Below are 18,477 nucleotides of genomic sequence, written 5' to 3' on the forward strand. Positions count from 1 at the left end.
GGATGGAATGTCTGTTGCAATGACCCGCGGTGTGCTGTTCGTTCACTCGGCCCCTACGGCGCTGTGCCCCCACGTTGAGTGGGCGGTTGGCGCTGTGGTGGACAAGCGGACGGACCTTGAGTGGACCCCGCAGCCTGCCGCGCCCGGCATGTTCCGGGCCGAGTTGTCCTGGACCGGTACCCCCGGCACGGGAGCCAAACTGGCGTCCTGCCTCCGTGGCTGGGCGCATCTTCGGTATGAGGTGACGGAGGAGCCGAGCCAGGGCGTGGACGGCGGCCGCTGGTCGCACACTCCCGAACTGGGGATTTTCCATGCCGTGACGGACGTCCACGGCAACATCATGGTGTCCGAGGACCGGATCCGTTACGCCTATGAGTCCGGCGCCGGTGACCCGGCTGCGGTGTACCACGAACTCTCGCTGGCCCTCGGGGAAGCCTGGGACGAGGAACTCGAACCGTTCCGCCACGCTGCCGAAGGCGCCCCGGTGCGCTGGCTCCACCAGGTGGGCTGACCGCCGTCGTCCGTTCCCCGGTGACCTTGGGTACTGCAACACTTCCATAGCAAAAAAGGGAGGCCCCGCCAGTTGGCGGGGCCTCCCTTTCGTTTCCGGGGAGCTTCCCCGGCAATGCCTAGACGCTGCGGATTGCCACGACGGCGTTGTGGCCGCCGAACCCGAACGAGTTGCTCAGCGCCACGATGCTGCCGGCAGGCAGGTCGCGGGCGGAGGTGACAACGTCGAGCGGGATCTCCGGATCCTGGTTCTCAAGGTTGATGGTGACCGGTGCCTTGCGCTCATGGACGGCCAGCACGGTGAGGACAGCCTCCACCGCGCCGGACGCGCCCAGGAGGTGGCCCATCTGCGACTTGGTGGCGGAAACGGCCACGTTGTCCACGTGGTTGCCCAAGGCGGCACGCAGGGCCGTGTACTCCGGCTTGTCACCAACAGGAGTGGAGGTTGCGTGGGCGTTGACGTGAACCACGTCTTCAGCCTGGATGCGGCCATCAAACATGGCAGCCTTGAGTGCACGGGTGGCACCCAGACCTTCGGGGTCCGGTGCGGTGATGTGGTAGGCGTCGGCGGTGACGGACGTGCCGGCTAGTTCGGCGTAAATGCGGGCGCCGCGCGCCAGGGCGTGCTCCTCGGCTTCGAGGACAAGGGCGCCGGCACCTTCGCCCATGACAAAGCCGTCACGTGCGGTGTCGTACGGGCGGGAGGCGCGCTGCGGATCGTCGTTCCGGCGGGAGAGTGCCTGCATGGAGGCGAAGGCCGCCAGCGGCATGGGGTGAATGGCGGCTTCTGCTCCACCGCACATCACCACGTCTGCCTTGCCCGAGCGGATGAGTTCCAGGCCCAGGTGCATGGCCTCCGTCCCGGAAGCGCAAGCGGAGACGGGGGTGTGGGCGCCGGCGCGGGCGCCGAGGTCCAGGCTGACGGCTGCGGCAACGCCGTTGGGCATCAGCATGGGGACGGTCATGGGCAGGACCCGGCGGGGGCCCTTTTCCTTCAGCGTGTCCCAGGCGTCCAGGAGGGTCCAGACGCCACCAATGCCGGTGGCGAAGGCGACTGCCAGCCGGTCCTGGTCGATTTCCGTGATGCCGGAATCGGCCCAGGCTTCCCGGGCAGCGATGACGCCGAACTGAGTGGAGGGGTCCATCCGCTTTGCTTCAACACGGCTGAGCACGTCCAGTGCCGGGGTGCTGCAGCGGGCGGCGAAGTGGACGGGGAGCTCGTACTTGGCTACCCAGTCGTCCTCGAGGGTGCGGGCACCGGAGACCCCTTTAAGGGCGTTGTTCCACATCGTGGGTACATCGCCGCCGATGGGCGTGGTGGCACCCAGACCGGTAATGACTACTTTGCGCGTCATGGGATCACTCTTTCGTCGGTGGGGAGTCCGTCTGCGCCTGTCGCAGGGTCCCGCACATGTTGATGATCGGCCAGGCCCGGTCGGGGTTCTGCCCGGATAAATGCGGCGGGCTGCCGGTCCGGTCAGTCCGGACCGGCAGCCCTGCCAAGCCGTGAGACGGCGGAAAGCCTGTTATTAGGCCTGTGCTCCGGCGATGAAGCTGACGGCGTCGCCAACGGTCTTGAGGTTCTTGACCTCTTCGTCGGGGATGCGCACGCCGAACTTTTCTTCAGCGTTGACCACGATGGTCATCATGGAGATGGAGTCGATGTCCAGGTCCTCCGTGAAGGACTTGTCCAGCTCGACGGCCTCCGGGGCCAGGCCGGTTTCTTCGTTGACGATTTCAGCCAAGCCGGCCAGGATCTCTTCGTTGCTAGCCATTGGTGGCTCCTTTTCTTGTATTGCCGGCAGGGGCTGCCGGAAACGGTCCGGGCCGCGGTTGCGACCCTTGGGCGTATCTAGGGAAGGACAACTACCTGTGCGCCGAAGACCAGTCCGGCACCGAAACCGATCTGCAGGGCCAGCCCGCCGCTCAGTCCGGGGTTCTCCTGCAGGAGCCGGTGGGTTGCGAGCGGGATGGAGGCAGCGGACGTGTTGCCGGCCTCGGCAATGTCCCGTGCCACTGTAACCGTCTCGGGCAGCTTCAGCTTCTTCACCATCTCGTCGATGATGCGCATGTTGGCCTGGTGGGGGATGAAGGCCACCAGGTCTTCCGCCTGGATCCCGGCGGCATCGAGTGCCTGCTGGGCCACCTTGGCCATCTCCCACACGGCCCAGCGGAACACGGTCTGTCCGTCCTGGCGAAGGGTGGGGTACAGCTCCTGGGCTTCTTCCAGCAGTGCGAGATCGCCCGTGGAGTCCGACTGGCGGGCAGCCAGGCCGAGGTCGCGGACGTCAAGCATGGAGCGCGTCATGCCGATGGCGTCCCACCTGCTGCCGTCCGAGCCCCACACGGACGGGGCAATGCCCGGCGTGTCGGAAGGGCCTACGACGACGGCGCCCGCGCCGTCGCCGAGGAGGAAGGAGATGGTGCGTTCCCGGTTGTCGATGACGTCGGAGAGCTTCTCCGCACCGACCACGAGGACGTACTTCGCGGTGCCGGACCGGACCAGCGCGTCGGCCTGGGCAATGCCGTAGCAGTAACCGGCGCACGCAGCGGAGATATCGAAGGCAGGGGCCGGAGTGGCACCGATGCGGTCGGCCAGGCTGGCCGCGGCGGAGGGAGTGGCGTAGGGGTGGGTCACGGTCGACACAATGACTGCACCGAGTTCAGAGGCTTCAATGCCTGCCTTCGCCATGGCTTCACGGGCTGCGCCTTCGGCCATGTCGATCACGCTGACGTCGGCTGCGGCACGGTGGCGGGTGACGATGCCGGTGCGCTGGCGGATCCATTCGTCGGAGGAGTCAATCCACTGGCAAACATCTTCGTTGGTGACGATGACGTCCGGCCGGTAGGCGCCGAGGCCGAGGATGCGGGTGTGCTCCTGGATGGGAGCCTGTTTCAGCGTGGGAACGCTCATGCGTTGCCCTCCAGTTCTGCGAAGAGCGCCAGTGCGGCGGACAGGTCATCGGGGGTTTTGACGGCAACGGTCTTGACGCCGGGCATGCCGCGCTTGGCCAGGCCCGCCAGCGTGCCGGCAGGCGCGAGTTCGATCACGCCGGTAACACCGCGCTTCACCATGGTTTCCATGCACAGGTCCCAGCGGACCGGGCGGGAAACCTGGGCGATCAGGCTTGCGACGGCGGCATCACCGTCGGTGACTTCGCCGCCGTCGTAATTCGACAGGAGGGGCACCTTGGGGGCAACCGGGTTCAAGGTGGGTTCCAGCGCCTTGAGCGCATCGACGGCGGGCGACATGTGGCTGGTGTGGAACGCGCCGGCCACCTTGAGCGGGATGACGCGGGCTTTTGCCGGCGGGTTGTCGGCAAGGGCCTTCAGCTGTTCGAAGGTTCCTGCCGCCACCGTCTGGCCGGCACCGTTGACGTTGGCGGGGGCAGCGCCGGCGGCTTCAATGGCGGCCAGCACCTCGGCGGGGTCGCCGCCGACGACGGCGCTCATGCCGGTGGGGGTGACGGCTGCCGCGGCGGCCATGCTGTTGGCCCGCTCACGGACGAACGTCATGGCTTCCTGTTCGGTCAGCACACCGGCCAGGGCTGCTGCGGTGATCTCACCCACGGAATGGCCGGCGAGGATCACCGGGAGGGAGTTGAGTTCCACGTCGAAGAGGGAAGCCGCGGCGACAAGCCCGGCAGCAACGATCAGGGGCTGCGCCACGGCAGTGTCCTTGATGGTTTCCTCATCGGAGGTGGTTCCGTGGGCTATCAGGTCGATGCCTGCGATGTCACTCAGGGAGGCCAGCTGGCCTGCCACCGAGGGAAGTTCCAGCCAGGGGGCAAGAAAACCCGGGGTCTGTGAGCCCTGTCCAGGGCAGACTATTGCAAGCACGTAACCAGCTTTCCAAATTACTGTGTGATCCAGCGGTGTTTCTCCGCACCAAGCTCACGGGGTCAGGTTGTAGGAAGTCTACAATGCCTCAGGCCTGGTTCCGGGACGCCTGGCGCTCCGTGGCGGCCTTCGGTGGCGCCGAAAGACGGCCCACCACCAGTGCTGCCTGCAGCACGAATGCCTCCCGCGGCAGCAGCGGGTCCCAGCCTGTGACATCGCAGACCCGCTTCAGCCGGTAGCGCACCGTGTTGGCATGGACGAAGAGTTCCCGGGCCGTGGCCTCCAGTGAGTGGCCCAGTTCCAGGTAGGTTCCCAGTGTCTCCACCAGCCCGTTGGAGGCGGCCAGGAGCGGCCGGTAGATGTTCTTAACGAGTGAGCGCCGGGCAGCGTCATCCCCGGAAATCACCCGCTCCGGCAACAGGTCGTCCGCGGCCACCGGACGTGGCGCAGACGGCCACGCCCTGGCTGCCGTCAATCCGGCGAAGGCGGATTGGGCGGATCCGCTGGCCTCCAGCAGCGAACTGGCCTCGGGTCCATAGACCACCGGCCCGGGGGCGAACATGTCGCTCAGCTTCACATAGGCGGTTTCGCGGTCCTGCACCCCGCCGAGGATGAGGATCAGCCGGTCGCCCTGGATGCCCACCAGCGCGTCCTCGGCATAACGGCCGGCCATCCGACGCAGTTCACTGACATAGCTGGCGCTGGGCTCAGACGGGGAGTTGCCCACCATGACGGTGAAGCGCTCCTGCGCCTTCCAGCCCAGCGCGGCGATACGGGAGCGCAGGGCATCCGTGTTTTCGCCGCGCAGGATCGCATCCACAATCAAAGCTTCCAGCCTGGTGTCCCAGGAGCCGCGGGACTCGGCGGCGCGGGCGTAGACGTCCGCGGCAGCGAATGCGACTTCCCGCGAATAGCGCAGCACGGCCTCCCGCAGGGATGGCTGGTCGGCCTCGGGCGCAATGACGGGAACCTGGTCCTCCACCACCTCCACCACGATCCTGATCAGCTGGAGCGCCTTCTGCAGGCTGATGGAACGCGTCAGTTCCGTGGGGGCCGTCCCAAAAACGTCGGTGAGGATCCAGGAGGGAGAGCTTGGCCGCTCGTACCAGGTGACGAACGCCGCGATGCCGTTCTGTGCCACCATGCCGAGTGCGGAACGCTCATCAGCGCTGAGCCGGCTGTACCACGGCAGCGACTGCTCAAGCTTGCGCATGGTGGTCGTGGAGAGCTGGCCCACGTTGGCGCGGAGCTGCTTGAGGGTCTCGGACTTCTCCGGCGTGACCTTCGGCGGGGACGGTTTCCGCTTCGGGGACTGGCTGGCTGATGCTGGCATTCTTTGAGCATACGGCCACCGCGGGGCAAGCTCCATTTGTGCGAAGGCTACAACCCGCCTTGCGCTGCGTCACAGCCTCCGTACCTGCCGGCGGCTTACCCCGGGACAGAACGACGGCGGCCCTCACCTTGTGGGGTGAGGGCCGCCGTCGTGTAGCGCTGCTGGTTCCGCTGTCCAGCCGGAAGGCTAGGCTTCGCCTCCGGCGTTGCCGGTGGTGCCGGCGTTGACGTTGAGCAGCTTGTACTTCTCAATCGCCTTCACCGGGGCGTCGACATCCACCTCGCCGCGGCGCGCCAGCATTTCAAGGGCACGGACCACGATGGAGTGGATGTCGTTCTTGAAGAAGCGGCGGGCTGCTGCGCGGGTGTCGGAGAAGCCGAAGCCGTCGGCGCCGAGGGTGGCGTATTCGTTGGGGACGAATTGCCGGATCTGGTCGGGGACGGCTTTCATGTAGTCGGTGCCCTGTTCCCTGATCAACGCGTCCAGGGACTCAACCCACTCGGCAGTCTCTTCCGGATCACGATCAGGCAGCTGGTTAGTCAACCCGCTGAGGATATGGGAGGTATCTTCTCCTGCAGCCACGTCCAACCTCTCTTTGCGCGCATGAATCGGCGCACTCAGGCCAGGCAGGGTGACTGCCCGGCGTATATACGCCGTGTGCGACGTATCGGTTACAACAGCCCGGTCATGTGTGCCGGGCAGCTTCCTAGCGCTCCTATGTCTGCACGGAGTCACAAGGTCGTCGTCCGCAGGCATAGTTGTCATCAGCCACTCTAGCCGTCACGGCAAGACGATGCGTAGCTGCGGTCCGGGTGCTGCAGTTGTATTTCGTTCGTCATACTGGTTGTGTGACGAAAAGCCCCTGTGCCGGGGCCGCTGTGGCCCGATGTGACGCAGAATATGCGCAGTCCAGGGGGCGGCAGCTTGAAGCGCAGGCACAAAGGGTGTTGGCTTGGGAGTAATGGAAATCACTATGCACACCGCATATATGAGGTATTGGAGGAACACGTGAGCGAGGCCGACGCCGCCACTTCGGTAAATGTGGCGGAAAAATTGGGTTTCAAAAATGGGGATCTGATTCAGGAGTTCGGTTACGACGACGATGTCGATTTCGACTTGCGTGACGATATTGAGGACCTCACCGGGTCCGAAATGCTTGACGAGGACGACCATGAGGTGGCGGACGCCGTCATCCTTTGGTGGCGCGACGGCGACGGGGACCTGGTGGACAGCCTGATGGATTCCCTCACCACCCTGAGCGAAAACGGCGTTGTCTGGGTGCTCACCCCCAAGTCGGGCCGGGACGGCTACGTTTCGCCGGCGGAAATCCAGGAGGCTGCTCCCACGGCGGGCCTGCATGTCACCACCTCAGCCGGGGTCTCAAAGGACTGGAGCGCCGTCCGCCTGGTCAGCAGGAAGAACAAGTGACGGCAGCGGTTGAGGCCGCGTCTGCAGCTGTTCCTTCGCTGGGCGCCGCAGCTCCCGATTTTGAGCTAACCAACCAATACGGCGAGCCGGTGAAGCTCTCCTCTTTCCGGGGGCAAAACGTGGCGCTGGTCTTTTACCCGTTTGCGTTTTCGGGTATCTGTACCGGCGAACTTTGCGAAATCCGGGACAACCTGGGCATGTTCGAGGATTCGAATGCGGTTGTCCTGGCCGTGTCCGTGGACAGCAAGTTCAGCCTCCGGGCCTACGCGGCGCAGGAGGGCTACACCTTCGACCTTCTGGCTGATTTCTGGCCCCACGGCGCCCTGGCGAATGCCTATGGCGTGTTCGACGCCGGCAGCGGCATGGCGAAGCGGGCCACCTTCATCATTGATGGCGACGGGAGGGTCCGGTACAGCGTGGTGAACCCCCGCGGCCAGGCCCGCGACTTCAGCGAATACCGCGCCGCGCTGGCGGATCTTAAGCAGGCCTGAGGCAGCATGGCTGGGGAACGGCGGGGGACGGGCCTTACCGGCTTCGCCAGCATGCCGCCGGTAGCCCCGGCCCCGCCTTCCGGCAATGACCTCGACGTTCTGGCACGGATCCGGGACCTTCTCGCGGGCGCCCCCTTCGCCCTGCTGACGGGTGCCGGCCTCAGTACCGACTCCGGCATTCCGGATTACCGCGGTCCGGATTCGCCGCCCCGTTCGCCCATGACGTACCAGGAATTCGTCCGGGACGCGGCCAACCGGCAGCGGTACTGGGCCAGGAACCACATCGGCTGGTCCCACATGCGGCATGCAGACCCGAACCAGGGCCACTATTCCGCCGCGGCGCTGGAGCGGCGCGGATACCTCACCGGGCTGATAACCCAGAACGTCGACCGCCTGCACCAGGACGCCGGCAGCGCCAACGTGGTGGATCTCCACGGAAGGTATGACCAGGTGGTTTGCCTGGACTGCCGGCGCACATACTCCCGTCGCCTGCTGGCCGGTGTGTTTGAGGAACTCAACCCCGGCTTCCTGGAGCGGGCAGCGGCCGGCGGACTCGTGGAAATGGCCCCCGACGCTGACGCCACCGTGGAGGACCAGGCCCTCATCAGCAGCTTTGTGGTGGCGGTGTGTCCCGCCTGCGGCGGTACTCTGAAGCCGGATTTCGTCTACTTCGGCGAGAACGTGCCCAAGGACCGCGTGGAGCGCTCGTACGCAATGGTGGACCAGGCTGCGGCGCTGGTGGTTGCCGGGTCGTCGCTGACTGTCATGAGCGGCCTGCGGTTCGTCAGGCACGCCGCCAAGGAATCCAAGCCCGTCGTCATCATCAACCGGGGCGCCACCCGTGGCGATGACAAGGCAACCATCAAGCTGGAAACCGGTGTCAGCCAGGCACTGGATTACCTCGCCGCAGAACTTCCTTCGCTGTAGGCGGGACACTTCTTCCATGGATTCGCGTTTCCGGCCCACAGTCGGGTAGAGTCTATGTTCGTTGGTTACGGCGGAACGGCCGGAAACCACGCGATTTGGGTCTTTAGCTCAGCTGGTAGAGCGCCACGTTTACACCGTGGATGTCATCGGTTCGATCCCGGTAGGACCCACCAGCAAAACCCCGTTGCCCCCGCCTGATGGCGGAGGCAGCGGGGTTTTTTTGTTGTGCCGCCCTCCCGGCGCCATTGTCAGTGCCTTGCCATAGCTTGCAGGAATGGAACACGTCATAGTGCACACAGACAGCGATGGAATGCCGACGGCGGTGCTGAGCCGGGGCAGGGAATGGGCTGTTGGTGCCGAGCCGGTGAGGTGGTTCGAGCGCGTCAACTGGTGGGAGACCAGCCGCCGGATGCCCAAAGGCAGCAGCGGTGTGGACGTCGAAGTCCTGCAGGTGCAGGTCAGGCTGGGAAACAACTCCAGGTCGGCCCTGACCACCATGTATCTTCAGCGGGACGGGCTGGGCGGCGGCTGGCGGCTGAGGGAACCGGTGGCCGGCGCAGCGTAGGAGGTCAGGCTCCGCGCCTTTGTCCGGGCATTGGAAAACCCTCCACCGCGACTATTGGGGGATGCCGCGGTGGAGGGCCTGGGATGAATATACCGTGAACTCCCGGAAACAAAAAGTCACATGTCGCGGGTATTACACGTCTCTTCCCGGTTCCCGCTGATGCTTACTGCCGAACAGGAATAAAGACCCGCGGCTGTTCCGTCCAGGTATCGGCCATTTGGGACATCGTGCGCCGCATGATCCGGTCCGAGGCCTCACGCGCGGACACAGCGTCGCCACGGGCGATCGCTTCCGCCACATCCTCATGCCACTGCAGGGCGGCCTGGTGCGGGTGGTCGGGCATCAGTCCGTGGACGGTGCGGCCTGTCAGGGTTTCCGCCACCTGGCCCATAAGGTTGGCGAACATCTCGTTTCCGGAACCGGAGAGCAGGAGCGAATGGAAGCGGATGTCCAGTTCCAGGAACCGGGCCACCTCGCCGTTGTTGCCGGCCTCCCGCATGGCCCGGGCCACGTCCACGAGTTCCATCCGCAGCGCTGCCGGAGCGTTCTGCGCGGCCAGTTCGGCAGCCGCAGGCTCCACTGCTGCCCGCAGTTCGGCAAGGGAGCGCAGCTGGGCGCCGCGTGCATCGCTGGCCAGGCGCCACCGGATGACCTGCGGATCAAAGGGATTCCACCGGCTGGCCGGCAGCACCCGGATACCCACCCGCTTGGTGGTTTCCACCAGGCCCAGGGACTGCAGGACCCGCACCGCTTCCCGGATCACGGACCGGGAAACCTTCAGTTCAACCTCAAGCTGCTCCGCGAGCATGACATGGCCGGCAGGAAGATCCCCCGAGATGATCCGCGTGCCCAGGTTGTCGATGGCACGGTGGTGGAGGCTGCTGGTCATGAAGCTAAGCCTAGTTGTTGGCAGGCGTCCGGAGCTCAGGCAAGCCCACGGCCCAGGACACTGCAAGGCAGCAGCCCTAGACTGGCACCGACACAAAGGGTTCCATGACGCGGACGTTACTTTCGCGTCACCGCCAGAATATATATGCTTTATTCCGACCCCCTGATCTGGCCCGGTGACTTCCCGCCTGCGGAAGCCGGCAGCCGAGGCCACCAATGAATTGGAGTTATTGATGTCTGCACACATCGGTGTCACCGGACTCGCCGTCATGGGCGCCAACCTCGCCCGGAACCTGGCCCGCAACGGCTTCACCGTTGCGCTGCACAACAGGTCCGTGGAGAAGACGGACGCGCTGCTGGAAAAGCACGGCTCGGAGGGTGACTTCGTCCGCACCGAGACCCTGCAGGAACTGGTGGACTCCCTGGAGAAGCCCCGCCGCGTCCTCATCATGGTCAAGGCCGGCAAGCCCGTCGACTCGGTCATCGAACAGCTGGAGCCGCTGCTGGAGCCGGGCGACATCATTATCGACGCCGGCAACTCCCACTACGAGGACACCCGCCGCCGGGAAGCGGCCTTGGCCAAGAAGGACCTGCACTTCGTGGGCGTCGGCGTGTCCGGCGGCGAGGAAGGTGCGCTGAACGGGCCGTCCATCATGCCCGGCGGTTCCAAAGAGTCCTACAAGGCACTTGGCCCGCTGCTGGAAAAGATCTCCGCAAAGGTCGACGGCGAGCCCTGCTGCGCCTGGATCGGCACCGACGGCGCCGGTCACTTCGTCAAAATGGTCCACAACGGCATCGAATACGCCGACATGCAGGTCATCGGCGAGGCTTTCGACCTGCTGCGCTCCGGCGCGGGCATCGAGCCGGCCGAGCAGGCAAAGATCTTCTCCGAGTGGAACCAGGGCGAGCTGTCCTCCTTCCTGATCGAGATCTCGGCCGAAGTGCTGGGCCACGTTGACGCCAAGACCGGCAAGCCGTTCGTGGACGTCGTCGTCGACGCCGCAGGCCAAAAGGGCACCGGCCGCTGGACTGTCATCTCCGCCCTGGAACTGGGCTCGCCGGTGTCGGGGATCGCTGAGTCGGTCTTTGCCCGTGCACTGTCCTCCCAGGCCGCGCAGCGCAAGCTGGGCCAGGAACTGCTGGCCGGCAACGAGGCCACAGTGGAGATCCCGGAGACGTTCGTCGAGGACGTCCGCCAGGCGCTCTACGCCTCCAAGCTGGTCTCCTACGCCCAGGGCCTGGACATGCTCACCTCCGCGGCCAAGGAATACGGCTGGGACCTGAAGCTGGACGAAATCGCGTCCCTGTGGCGCGCTGGTTGCATCATCCGCGCCGAGCTCCTCAAGGACATCACCAAGGCGTACGCCGCCGACGAGAAGCCGGCCAACCTGCTCTTCGCGCCGGCGTTCACCAAGGCCATCGCAGACGCCCTGCCGGCCTGGCGCCGCGTTGTTGCCACCGCCGTCCAGCTCGGCATTCCGGTGCCGGTGTTCTCGTCGTCCCTGGCGTACTACGACGGCCTGCGGCGCAAGCGCGTGGCTGCCGCCCTGATCCAGGGCCAGCGCGACCTGTTCGGCGCCCACACCTACGGCCGCGTCGACGCCGAGGGGACCTTCCACACCCTCTGGGGCGAAGACAAGTCCGAGGTCGAAGCGGTGGACACGCACTAGTCCGCACCGTTTCCGGCCCGGCGGCCGGCGCTACCCGATACTCTGGGGGCGCCGGCCGCTGATGTTTCCTGCCGGAACGACCGTCGATCCGCGCTGCCTGCCCGTCCCGCCGCACCGTCCCAAGGAGTCCCGCCCATGAGCCAGCCTGTCGTTTTTGTCACCGGCGCGTCCACGGGAATCGGCTTTGAAGCCGCAAAAAAGCTCGCGGCCCACGGTTTCACCGTCTACGCCGGCGCCCGCCGGGTGGAGAAAATGGAACCGCTCAGGGCTGACGGCGTCCGGATCCTGCCGCTGGATGTGACAGACGAGGAGTCCATGGGTGCGGCCGTGGGGGAGGTTCTCGCAGCCCACGGCAGGATCGACGTGCTGGTCAACAACGCCGGGTACGGGTCCTACGGGTCGCTGGAGGAAGTGGAGCTGGCCGAAGGCCGGCGGCAGTTTGAGGTCAACCTTTTCGGGCTGGCCCGGATGACGCAGCTCGTCCTGCCGGCCATGCGCGCCGCCGGCAGGGGCCGGATCATCAATATCTCATCGATCGGCGGAAAGATGTACGAGCCGCTGGGCGCCTGGTACCACGCCACGAAGTTCGCGGTGGAGGGCCTCAGCGATTCGCTCCGGGTGGAGCTCAAGCCGCACGGAATCGACGTGGCCATTATCGAACCGGGCGGTACCCAGTCTGAATGGGGGGCCATCTCCTCCGAGGGCCTGTTGGCCAATTCAGGCACGGGACCTTATGCGGTGCAGGCCAAGGTCGTGGCAGCCGCGCTGGCCTCCACCGACGGCTCGGCAATGTCCTCGCGCCCGGAGGTTATTGCGGAGGCGATTGTCCATGCCGCCACCTCGCCGCGGCCCAAGACCCGGTATCCGGTGGGTAAGGGCGCGCGGGCCATCCTGCTGCTGCGCCGGCTGCTCCCGGACCATGCCTTCGATGCCGTTCTGTGGGCCATCTACAGGCGTTTCCCCGGTTAGCAACGCAGCGGGCCGGGCCCGAACTGCGTCCGCTAGATCCGGTACTCGATGTCGTATTCGGCCGGATCCACCGCGGGCTTGGTCTCCCGCTGGGCATCCCGGTGCCGCCACTTGGCGGGAACTCCGGTGATGATGGACTCCGGCGGCGCGTCCTTGACCACCACGGCGTTGGCTCCCACGGCACTGTCCCGGCCAATGGTGATGGGCCCCAGGATCTTGGCGCCCGCACCGATGGTCACGCGGTCGCCAATCGTGGGGTGCCGCTTGATCCTGGCCAGCGAACGGCCGCCCAGCGTCACACCGTGATAGATCATCACGTCCTCGCCGATCTCGGCAGTCTCGCCGATCACCACCCCCATGCCGTGGTCGATGAAGAAGCGGCGGCCAATGGTGGCGCCTGGATGGATCTCGATCCCGGTCCAGGACCTGCCCAGCTGCGACAGGAGCCGGGCCGGGAAACGCAGCTCCGGCTTCTGCCACATGCGGTGGGTCAGCCGGTGGATCCAGATGGCATGCAGCCCGGAATAGGCGAAAAAGTTCTCAAAAGAACCTCGAGCCGCCGGGTCGTGGGACCGGGCGGCGTCGAGGTCTTCCTTTAGTCTTGCGAAAAAGCCCACAAAGTTCTTTCTACAGGAATCGGGCGGAGAGCGGACTGATCAGCCGCGGATGTCGTCATAGAGCACGGTGGAGATGTAACGCTCACCGAAGTCGCACACCACGGCCACGATCAGCTTGCCGGCGTTTTCCGGCCGCTTGGCCAGTTCCAGGGCAGCCCAGACGATGGCTCCGGAGGAGATGCCGCCAAGGATGCCCTCCTTGATGCCCAGGTCGCGGGCGACGCGGACCGAATCTTCGAGGGTGGCGTCGATGACCTCATCGTAGACATTGGTGTCCAGCAGTTCCGGGATGAAGTTGGCGCCCAGGCCCTGGATCTTGTGCGGGCCGGGGGCGCCGCCGTTCAGGATGGGGGAGTCCTTGGGTTCCACGGCCACGATCTGCACGCCGGGCTTGCGCTCCTTCAGGACCTGTCCGACGCCGGTGATGGTTCCGCCGGTGCCGATGCCTGCCACGAAGATGTCAACGGCGCCGTCGGTGTCGGCCCAGACCTCTTCTGCCGTGGTCTTGCGGTGGATCTCCGGGTTGGCTTCGTTGGCGAACTGCTGTGCCCAGATGGAGTTCTCGGTGTTGGCCACGATTTCCTGGGCCTTCTCCACGGCGCCGCGCATACCCTCTGATCCCGGAGTCAGCACAATCTCGGCGCCGAAGGCACGCAGCATGACCCGGCGCTCTGTGGACATGGTCTCGGGCATGGTGAGGATGACCTTGTACCCGCGTGCGGCACCCACCATGGCCAGGGCAATGCCCGTGTTGCCGGAGGTGCCTTCAACGATGGTGCCGCCGGGCTTCAGGGCGCCCGACTTTTCCGCGGCGTCGATGATGGCGACACCGATGCGGTCCTTGACGCTGTTGGCCGGGTTGTAGAACTCCAGCTTCACGGCAACGGTGGCGTCCAGCCCTTCGCTGAGCCGGTTCAACCGAACCAGCGGGGTCCCGCCGACCAGCTGCGTTACATCGTCATAGATCCGTGCCATGTACATACGCCTATCTCTAAGGGGTGGATACTGAGGTCAGCCTAACGAGGCCGCGTAACGCCGGGCTAAGCGTTAAGCCATGCAGAGTAATATTTCCTGGCCTTGGCCAGCTTGGGGTTGATGATCACTTGGCAGTACCCCTGTTCCGGGTGCTTTGCGTAGTAATCCTGGTGGAATTCCTCCGCCACGTGGAACCGCGGCAGCCGGCTGACCTCGGTAACGAGGGGGTGGGACCACAGGGCCTGGTTGCGGTCGATGGCTTCCTCGAACAGGATCTTTTCCTCGTCGGTTTCGTAGAACATCGAGGAGCGGTACTGGGTGCCGACGTCGTATCCCTGGCGGTTCAGCGTGGTGGGGTCATGCAGGGCGAAGAACATGTCCAGGACCACCTCCGCCGGGATGATGTCCTCATCGAACGTCACCGCCACAACTTCGGCGTGCCCGGTGGTCCCGCTGCAGACCGAGTAGTAGTCCGGGTGGGGGTCGTGCCCGCCGGTGTAGCCGGATACAACGGAGGTGACGCCCCTGGTCTTCTGGTAGACGGCGTCAAGGCACCAGAAGCACCCTCCGCCAAGAACAAAAGTTTTCATGACCTCTTCAATGGTTGACAGCGCCGGAAGATTCCCCGGGTACCTCGGCACAGCGCCGTAAACTGCGGCGGCGGGAAGCCCATGGGGTAAAACTAAGACTATGGAACCTGTGGACACCGACGTTACCGGCCAGGCAGATCACGACGGCGAGGCCTCCTCCGACACGCCGCCCGCGGCCGGTTCCGCGGACGCCCCGACTTTGGCTGAGCTGCTGCTTGCGGTTGAGGAGCTGTGGCCGGAATCCCTGGCGGAGACCTGGGATGAGGTAGGGCTCGTCGCGGGCCACCCGTCCGCCCCCGTCACAAAGGTGATGTTCGCGGTCGATCCCACCCTGGAAGTCATTGAGGAAGCGGTTGAGTGGGGAGCGGAGCTGCTCATCACCCACCACCCCCTGCTGTTGAAGGGCGTCACGTCCGTGGCAGCCACGTCGGCAAAGGGGCGGGCGGTGCACCGGCTTATTGAGTCGGGGACGGCACTGCTGACCGTGCACACCAACGGCGACTCCGCCGTCGGAGGTGTCTCCGATGTCCTGGCTGACGCCCTGGGACTCCAGGACGTCGCCCCGTTGACCGTGGCGGCCAACGGGCTGCCGGAGGAAGGCATCGGGCGCGTGGGCGACCTCGCGGATGCCATGAGCCTGGGCGACTTCGCCGCCCGCGTATTCGGGATCCTTCCCTCCGTGGCCGGGGGAGTGCGTGTTTCCGGCGATAAGGACGGGCTGGTTCGGCGCATCGCGGTGTGCGGCGGTGCCGGCGATTCGTTGTTCAACGAAGTGCGGGCCAGCAATGCCGACGTCTACGTCACCGCCGACCTTCGCCACCACCCGGCGTCGGAGGCGCGCGAGGCCGCCCTCAATGGACGGCCGTACCTGGTGGACGTGTCGCACTTTGCCAGCGAATGGCTGTGGCTGCCTGCCGCCGCCGCGGCCCTGGGCAACGTCCTGTCCGACCAGGGCCATGACGTTGAGATCCTGGTCAGCACCACCAACAGCGATCCGTGGGACTTCATCCTCACTCCCGGCTAGAGTCTAGGAAGCGCCGGTTCGGTGCCCGGCCCCGGCCGGAAGGGATCTAGCGGAGGTAAACGTGGCCAAGGCAGCACCGGCGGAACAGTTGAAGTTGCTCGAACTGCAGGGGCTTGATGCCCGGCTGAAGGGCCTCGCCAACCGCCGCCGCACGCTGGAAAACGATCCCCGCATCAAGGACCTCGAGGCCGCCCTGTCCGTCGCCAACGGTGAACTGGGCGCAGCCAAGGTGGCCGTGCACGACGCCGAGGCCGCGCTGAAGCGGGCAGAGGCCGACGTCGAACAGGTTGCCTCGCGCATCGAACGCGACGAAGCCAGGCTCAACAGCGGCACCGGCCTGTCCAAGGACCTGGTGGCGCTTCAAAAGGACATCGCGTCGCTGAACAAGCGGCGCTCGGACCTTGAAGACGTGGAACTGGAAGTCATGGAGCGGCTCGACTCGCTGCGGGAGCGGCAGGCAGCCCAGCAGCAGATCGTCGATGACATCCAGGGGTCCTTTGGAACCATCAGGGCCGAGCTCGATGCGGCCCTGGCCGAAGTGGAAACGGAAGCGGCGGGCCTGCGTGCCCAGCGCGGCGAATTTGCCCAAGGCCTGGACGCGGGCCTGGTGGCGGTCTACGAGAAGACGCTGGCCAAGCGGGGAGTGGGTGCGGCCCGGCTCTTCCACGGAACGTCGGAAGCCTCGGGCATGAAGCTCAGCCCCGGCGACCTCGCCGAGATCAAGGCAGCTGCTGCCGACGACATCGTTTTCTGCCCGGACTCCGGCGCCATCCTGGTCCGTTCGGACGAGTGGTCCTAAGCAGCCCACAGGCACCCTGCCGGGCGGTCAGCCCGGCAGGATGATGTTCAGGGCGTGCGGCTTGCGTGCGGTCCCGGGCACCAGTTCGGCTTCCCACTGTTCGCGCGCGGCCTTCAGGAGGTCCGACGGCGTGGCCGGGGCTTTGCCGCGGCGCACCAGCAGGTGCCGCGCCAGTTCGCCGCGCGTGTGCTTGGCGAAGTGGCTCACTACCTTGCGGACACCTGCACTCTCGGTGAAGACATTCACGGAGACGGTCTGTTCCGCCGCGGGCGCCCACGCCGCTGCGTACGTGCTGGACCGGCAGTCCACCACAAGGTGTCCCTGGGCTGCTGCGCCCAGGGTGTCGGCAAGCTGCGCCTTCCAGAAGGGAGCCAGCCGGCCGACGTCGGGCAAGGACGTGCCCATGGACAACCGGTAGGCAGGAACGCTGTCGCCAAAGCGCAGGGCCCCCCACAGCGCCGAGATCACCAGGACGGACTCATCGGCCTTCCGGCGCTGAACCGGCGTCAGCGTCCGGTAGCCCAGGGCGTCATACAGGACGCCCGAATAAATGCTGTGCGCCGGCGCCGCCGGTTCGGCATGCAGTCGCGTATTGCGTTCGACGTCGTCCCGCAGGGACGCTCCGACGCCCAGCAGGGCGAGGGCATCCTGGTGGGCGCTGACTGTTCCCAGCGCCTCAAGGACCTTGGCGCGGTACGGGTTGAGCTCCGGGAAGCCCAGGGCGGTCCAGTCGACGGCGGGGCCGCGGAGCGCGGGTGTCTTGCCTTCGGAAGGGGGAAGCAGAATCAGCACCGTCCGATCCTACCGGCGGCAAAAGGCGGCCGGCGGCGCCGGTAGACTGGGACCCGGATGGGACAGCCAGACGGCCGCGCGCCACGCAAGTGGCTCGAGGAACGTCCGGGCTCCGCAGGGCAGGGTGGTGGGTAACGCCCACTCGGGGTAACCCGCAGGCCAGTGCCACAGAAAACAGACCGCCTGCATTTCCGGCTCCGGCCGGGGAGGGCAGGTAAGGGTGAAACGGTGGTGTAAGAGACCACCAGCTTCCCGGGTGACCGGGAAGGCTAGGTAAACCCCACCCGGAGCAAGGCCAGACAGGACACGTTCGAGGGCTGCCCGCCCGAGTGTCCGGGTAGGCCGCTGGAGGGTGCCGGCAACGGTACTCGTAGATGGATGGCCGTCGCTCCCTTTCCGGTAACGGCAGGGGAGAACAGAACCCGGCGTATCGGCTGTCCCATCCTTAAACCGCGTTTGACCACGGGCTATGCGTCGGGGATCCTGAACCGTGCCCGTAATTCCTGAAACCCGTCCCGCACCCGCAGCGGGCATTCCCGGCGTCCGTTCACAGGGTGTTGCCCTCGCCGGTTTCCTGGCCCTTTCCGCGCTGGCCTGGGTACTCGCCTCAGTTCCCATCATCCTTAACTCCAACGGCTGGTACGCGGGCTCGCTGAAAGCTCCGTGGATGCCGCCGTCGTGGATGTTCCGCACCACCTGGATGGTGCTCTATGCCGGCGTGGCGGCAGCGGCCTGGCTGGTCTGGCGCAAAGGGCGCCTGTCCGGGGGCACCCTTGCCGGCTATGTGGGGCAACTGCTGCTCAACACTGCGTGGCCGGTGACGTTCTTCGCGATGTATCCCATGCTTGGAGTGGTGGCCCTGTGGGCAGCCTTTGCTGTCATCTGCGCGCTGACCGCAACCCTGGCGTTCCTGATCCTGCGCTTCGGACCGGTGGACGCCACCGCCGGGTACCTGGTGCTGCCGTACTTTTCCTGGCTCGTGTTCTCCGCCAGCCTGAACCTGTACTCTGCCATCCACAACTGAAGGCCGGCAGTCTGCGTTGTGCGGTCCGCCCCGGG

20 protein-coding genes, 1 tRNA gene, 1 other RNA gene and 1 pseudogene are annotated in these 18,477 nt (G+C 65.9%); 12 read left to right on the forward strand and 11 right to left on the reverse strand.

Annotation, left to right across the window (positions count from 1 at the left end):
* The first annotated feature begins 7 nt into the window (after window positions 1-7).
* Window positions 8-511: a DUF3145 domain-containing protein gene (locus BACI349Y_RS08565; protein WP_159631751.1), complete on the forward strand. Its 504-nt coding sequence runs from the start codon at window positions 8-10 to the stop codon at window positions 509-511.
* A 118-nt stretch (window positions 512-629) separates the two neighbouring features.
* Here the strand turns inward: BACI349Y_RS08565 and fabF are convergent, their stop codons facing one another.
* From fabF to BACI349Y_RS08595, 6 genes and pseudogenes are all read right to left on the reverse strand, one after another.
* On the reverse strand, window positions 630-1,865 hold the full coding sequence (fabF, locus tag BACI349Y_RS08570; protein ID WP_159631752.1) for a beta-ketoacyl-ACP synthase II: 1,236 nt from the start codon (window positions 1,863-1,865) through the stop codon (window positions 630-632).
* 174 nt (window positions 1,866-2,039) lie between these two features.
* Window positions 2,040-2,285, reverse strand: coding sequence for an acyl carrier protein (locus BACI349Y_RS08575; protein WP_009359314.1), 246 nt, complete (start codon window positions 2,283-2,285; stop codon window positions 2,040-2,042).
* 77 nt (window positions 2,286-2,362) lie between these two features.
* The gene (locus BACI349Y_RS08580) at window positions 2,363-3,424 is read right to left on the reverse strand and encodes a beta-ketoacyl-ACP synthase III (RefSeq protein ID WP_159631753.1); all 1,062 of its coding nucleotides are present in this window, start codon (window positions 3,422-3,424) and stop codon (window positions 2,363-2,365) included.
* Entirely contained in the window at window positions 3,421-4,350 is a 930-nt protein-coding gene (locus tag BACI349Y_RS08585; RefSeq protein WP_201302413.1) for an ACP S-malonyltransferase, read from the reverse strand. Before BACI349Y_RS08585 ends, BACI349Y_RS08580 begins: the two co-directional genes overlap by 4 nt.
* Before the next feature lie 88 nt (window positions 4,351-4,438).
* Complete coding sequence (locus BACI349Y_RS08590; protein WP_159631754.1) at window positions 4,439-5,683, reverse strand: PucR family transcriptional regulator; 1,245 nt, start codon at window positions 5,681-5,683, stop codon at window positions 4,439-4,441.
* A 186-nt stretch (window positions 5,684-5,869) separates the two neighbouring features.
* Window positions 5,870-6,142: pseudogene (locus BACI349Y_RS08595) on the reverse strand (hypothetical protein); the annotation flags it as partial.
* A gap of 549 nt (window positions 6,143-6,691) precedes the next feature.
* Here BACI349Y_RS08595 and BACI349Y_RS08600 point away from each other — a divergent pair.
* The 5 genes from BACI349Y_RS08600 to BACI349Y_RS08620 all read left to right on the forward strand — a co-directional run bounded on the left by BACI349Y_RS08600 (window position 6,692) and on the right by BACI349Y_RS08620 (window position 9,094).
* Window positions 6,692-7,111 (forward strand): DUF3052 domain-containing protein, encoded by a 420-nt coding sequence (locus BACI349Y_RS08600; protein WP_141160169.1) that lies wholly within the window; start codon window positions 6,692-6,694, stop codon window positions 7,109-7,111.
* Entirely contained in the window at window positions 7,108-7,602 is a 495-nt protein-coding gene (locus tag BACI349Y_RS08605) for a peroxiredoxin (RefSeq protein ID WP_159631755.1), read from the forward strand. Before BACI349Y_RS08600 ends, BACI349Y_RS08605 begins: the two co-directional genes overlap by 4 nt.
* A gap of 6 nt (window positions 7,603-7,608) precedes the next feature.
* A complete protein-coding gene (locus BACI349Y_RS08610) occupies window positions 7,609-8,529 on the forward strand; it encodes an NAD-dependent protein deacetylase (protein ID WP_159631756.1) in 921 nt (306 codons plus the stop codon).
* 97 nt (window positions 8,530-8,626) lie between these two features.
* Window positions 8,627-8,702, forward strand: a tRNA-Val gene (locus tag BACI349Y_RS08615).
* 101 nt (window positions 8,703-8,803) lie between these two features.
* Window positions 8,804-9,094, forward strand: coding sequence for a hypothetical protein (locus tag BACI349Y_RS08620; protein WP_159631757.1), 291 nt, complete (start codon window positions 8,804-8,806; stop codon window positions 9,092-9,094).
* A 163-nt stretch (window positions 9,095-9,257) separates the two neighbouring features.
* Here the strand turns inward: BACI349Y_RS08620 and BACI349Y_RS08625 are convergent, their stop codons facing one another.
* Complete coding sequence (locus BACI349Y_RS08625; protein ID WP_159631758.1) at window positions 9,258-9,983, reverse strand: FadR/GntR family transcriptional regulator; 726 nt, start codon at window positions 9,981-9,983, stop codon at window positions 9,258-9,260.
* A gap of 232 nt (window positions 9,984-10,215) precedes the next feature.
* On the opposite strand from BACI349Y_RS08625, the gene gndA reads away from it, so the two are divergent.
* Window positions 10,216-11,652 (forward strand): NADP-dependent phosphogluconate dehydrogenase, encoded by a 1,437-nt coding sequence (gndA, locus tag BACI349Y_RS08630; protein WP_159631759.1) that lies wholly within the window; start codon window positions 10,216-10,218, stop codon window positions 11,650-11,652.
* Window positions 11,653-11,787: 135 nt separating this feature from the next.
* On the forward strand, window positions 11,788-12,621 hold the full coding sequence (locus tag BACI349Y_RS08635; protein ID WP_159631760.1) for an oxidoreductase: 834 nt from the start codon (window positions 11,788-11,790) through the stop codon (window positions 12,619-12,621).
* Between the two features lie 32 nt (window positions 12,622-12,653).
* Here BACI349Y_RS08635 and epsC read toward each other — a convergent pair whose 3' ends face one another.
* From epsC to msrA, 3 genes are all read right to left on the reverse strand, one after another.
* Entirely contained in the window at window positions 12,654-13,238 is a 585-nt protein-coding gene (gene epsC / locus BACI349Y_RS08640) for a serine O-acetyltransferase EpsC (RefSeq protein ID WP_159631761.1), read from the reverse strand.
* 39 nt (window positions 13,239-13,277) lie between these two features.
* Entirely contained in the window at window positions 13,278-14,213 is a 936-nt protein-coding gene (gene cysK, locus BACI349Y_RS08645) for a cysteine synthase A (protein ID WP_159631762.1), read from the reverse strand.
* Window positions 14,214-14,278: 65 nt separating this feature from the next.
* On the reverse strand, window positions 14,279-14,803 hold the full coding sequence (gene msrA, locus BACI349Y_RS08650) for a peptide-methionine (S)-S-oxide reductase MsrA (RefSeq protein WP_159631763.1): 525 nt from the start codon (window positions 14,801-14,803) through the stop codon (window positions 14,279-14,281).
* 100 nt (window positions 14,804-14,903) lie between these two features.
* On the opposite strand from msrA, the gene BACI349Y_RS08655 reads away from it, so the two are divergent.
* Both BACI349Y_RS08655 and BACI349Y_RS08660 read left to right on the forward strand, forming a co-directional pair.
* Window positions 14,904-15,827, forward strand: coding sequence for a Nif3-like dinuclear metal center hexameric protein (locus BACI349Y_RS08655; RefSeq protein ID WP_201302414.1), 924 nt, complete (start codon window positions 14,904-14,906; stop codon window positions 15,825-15,827).
* Between the two features lie 61 nt (window positions 15,828-15,888).
* Window positions 15,889-16,626, forward strand: coding sequence for a zinc ribbon domain-containing protein (locus tag BACI349Y_RS08660; protein WP_159631764.1), 738 nt, complete (start codon window positions 15,889-15,891; stop codon window positions 16,624-16,626).
* A gap of 27 nt (window positions 16,627-16,653) precedes the next feature.
* On the opposite strand, the gene BACI349Y_RS08665 is transcribed toward BACI349Y_RS08660, so the two are convergent.
* Window positions 16,654-17,418: a YaaA family protein gene (locus BACI349Y_RS08665; protein WP_159631765.1), complete on the reverse strand. Its 765-nt coding sequence runs from the start codon at window positions 17,416-17,418 to the stop codon at window positions 16,654-16,656.
* Between the two features lie 58 nt (window positions 17,419-17,476).
* On the opposite strand from BACI349Y_RS08665, the gene rnpB reads away from it, so the two are divergent.
* Together rnpB and BACI349Y_RS08675 are read left to right on the forward strand one after the other, a co-directional pair.
* Window positions 17,477-17,864, forward strand: an RNA gene (gene rnpB / locus BACI349Y_RS08670) — RNase P RNA component class A.
* Window positions 17,865-17,908: 44 nt separating this feature from the next.
* A complete protein-coding gene (locus tag BACI349Y_RS08675; protein WP_201302415.1) occupies window positions 17,909-18,442 on the forward strand; it encodes a TspO/MBR family protein in 534 nt (177 codons plus the stop codon).
* Window positions 18,443-18,477 lie beyond the last annotated feature (35 nt).

Origin of the sequence: Arthrobacter sp. 8AJ, assembly GCF_902506025.1 — a bacterium.
GTDB lineage: Bacteria > Actinomycetota > Actinomycetes > Actinomycetales > Micrococcaceae > Arthrobacter.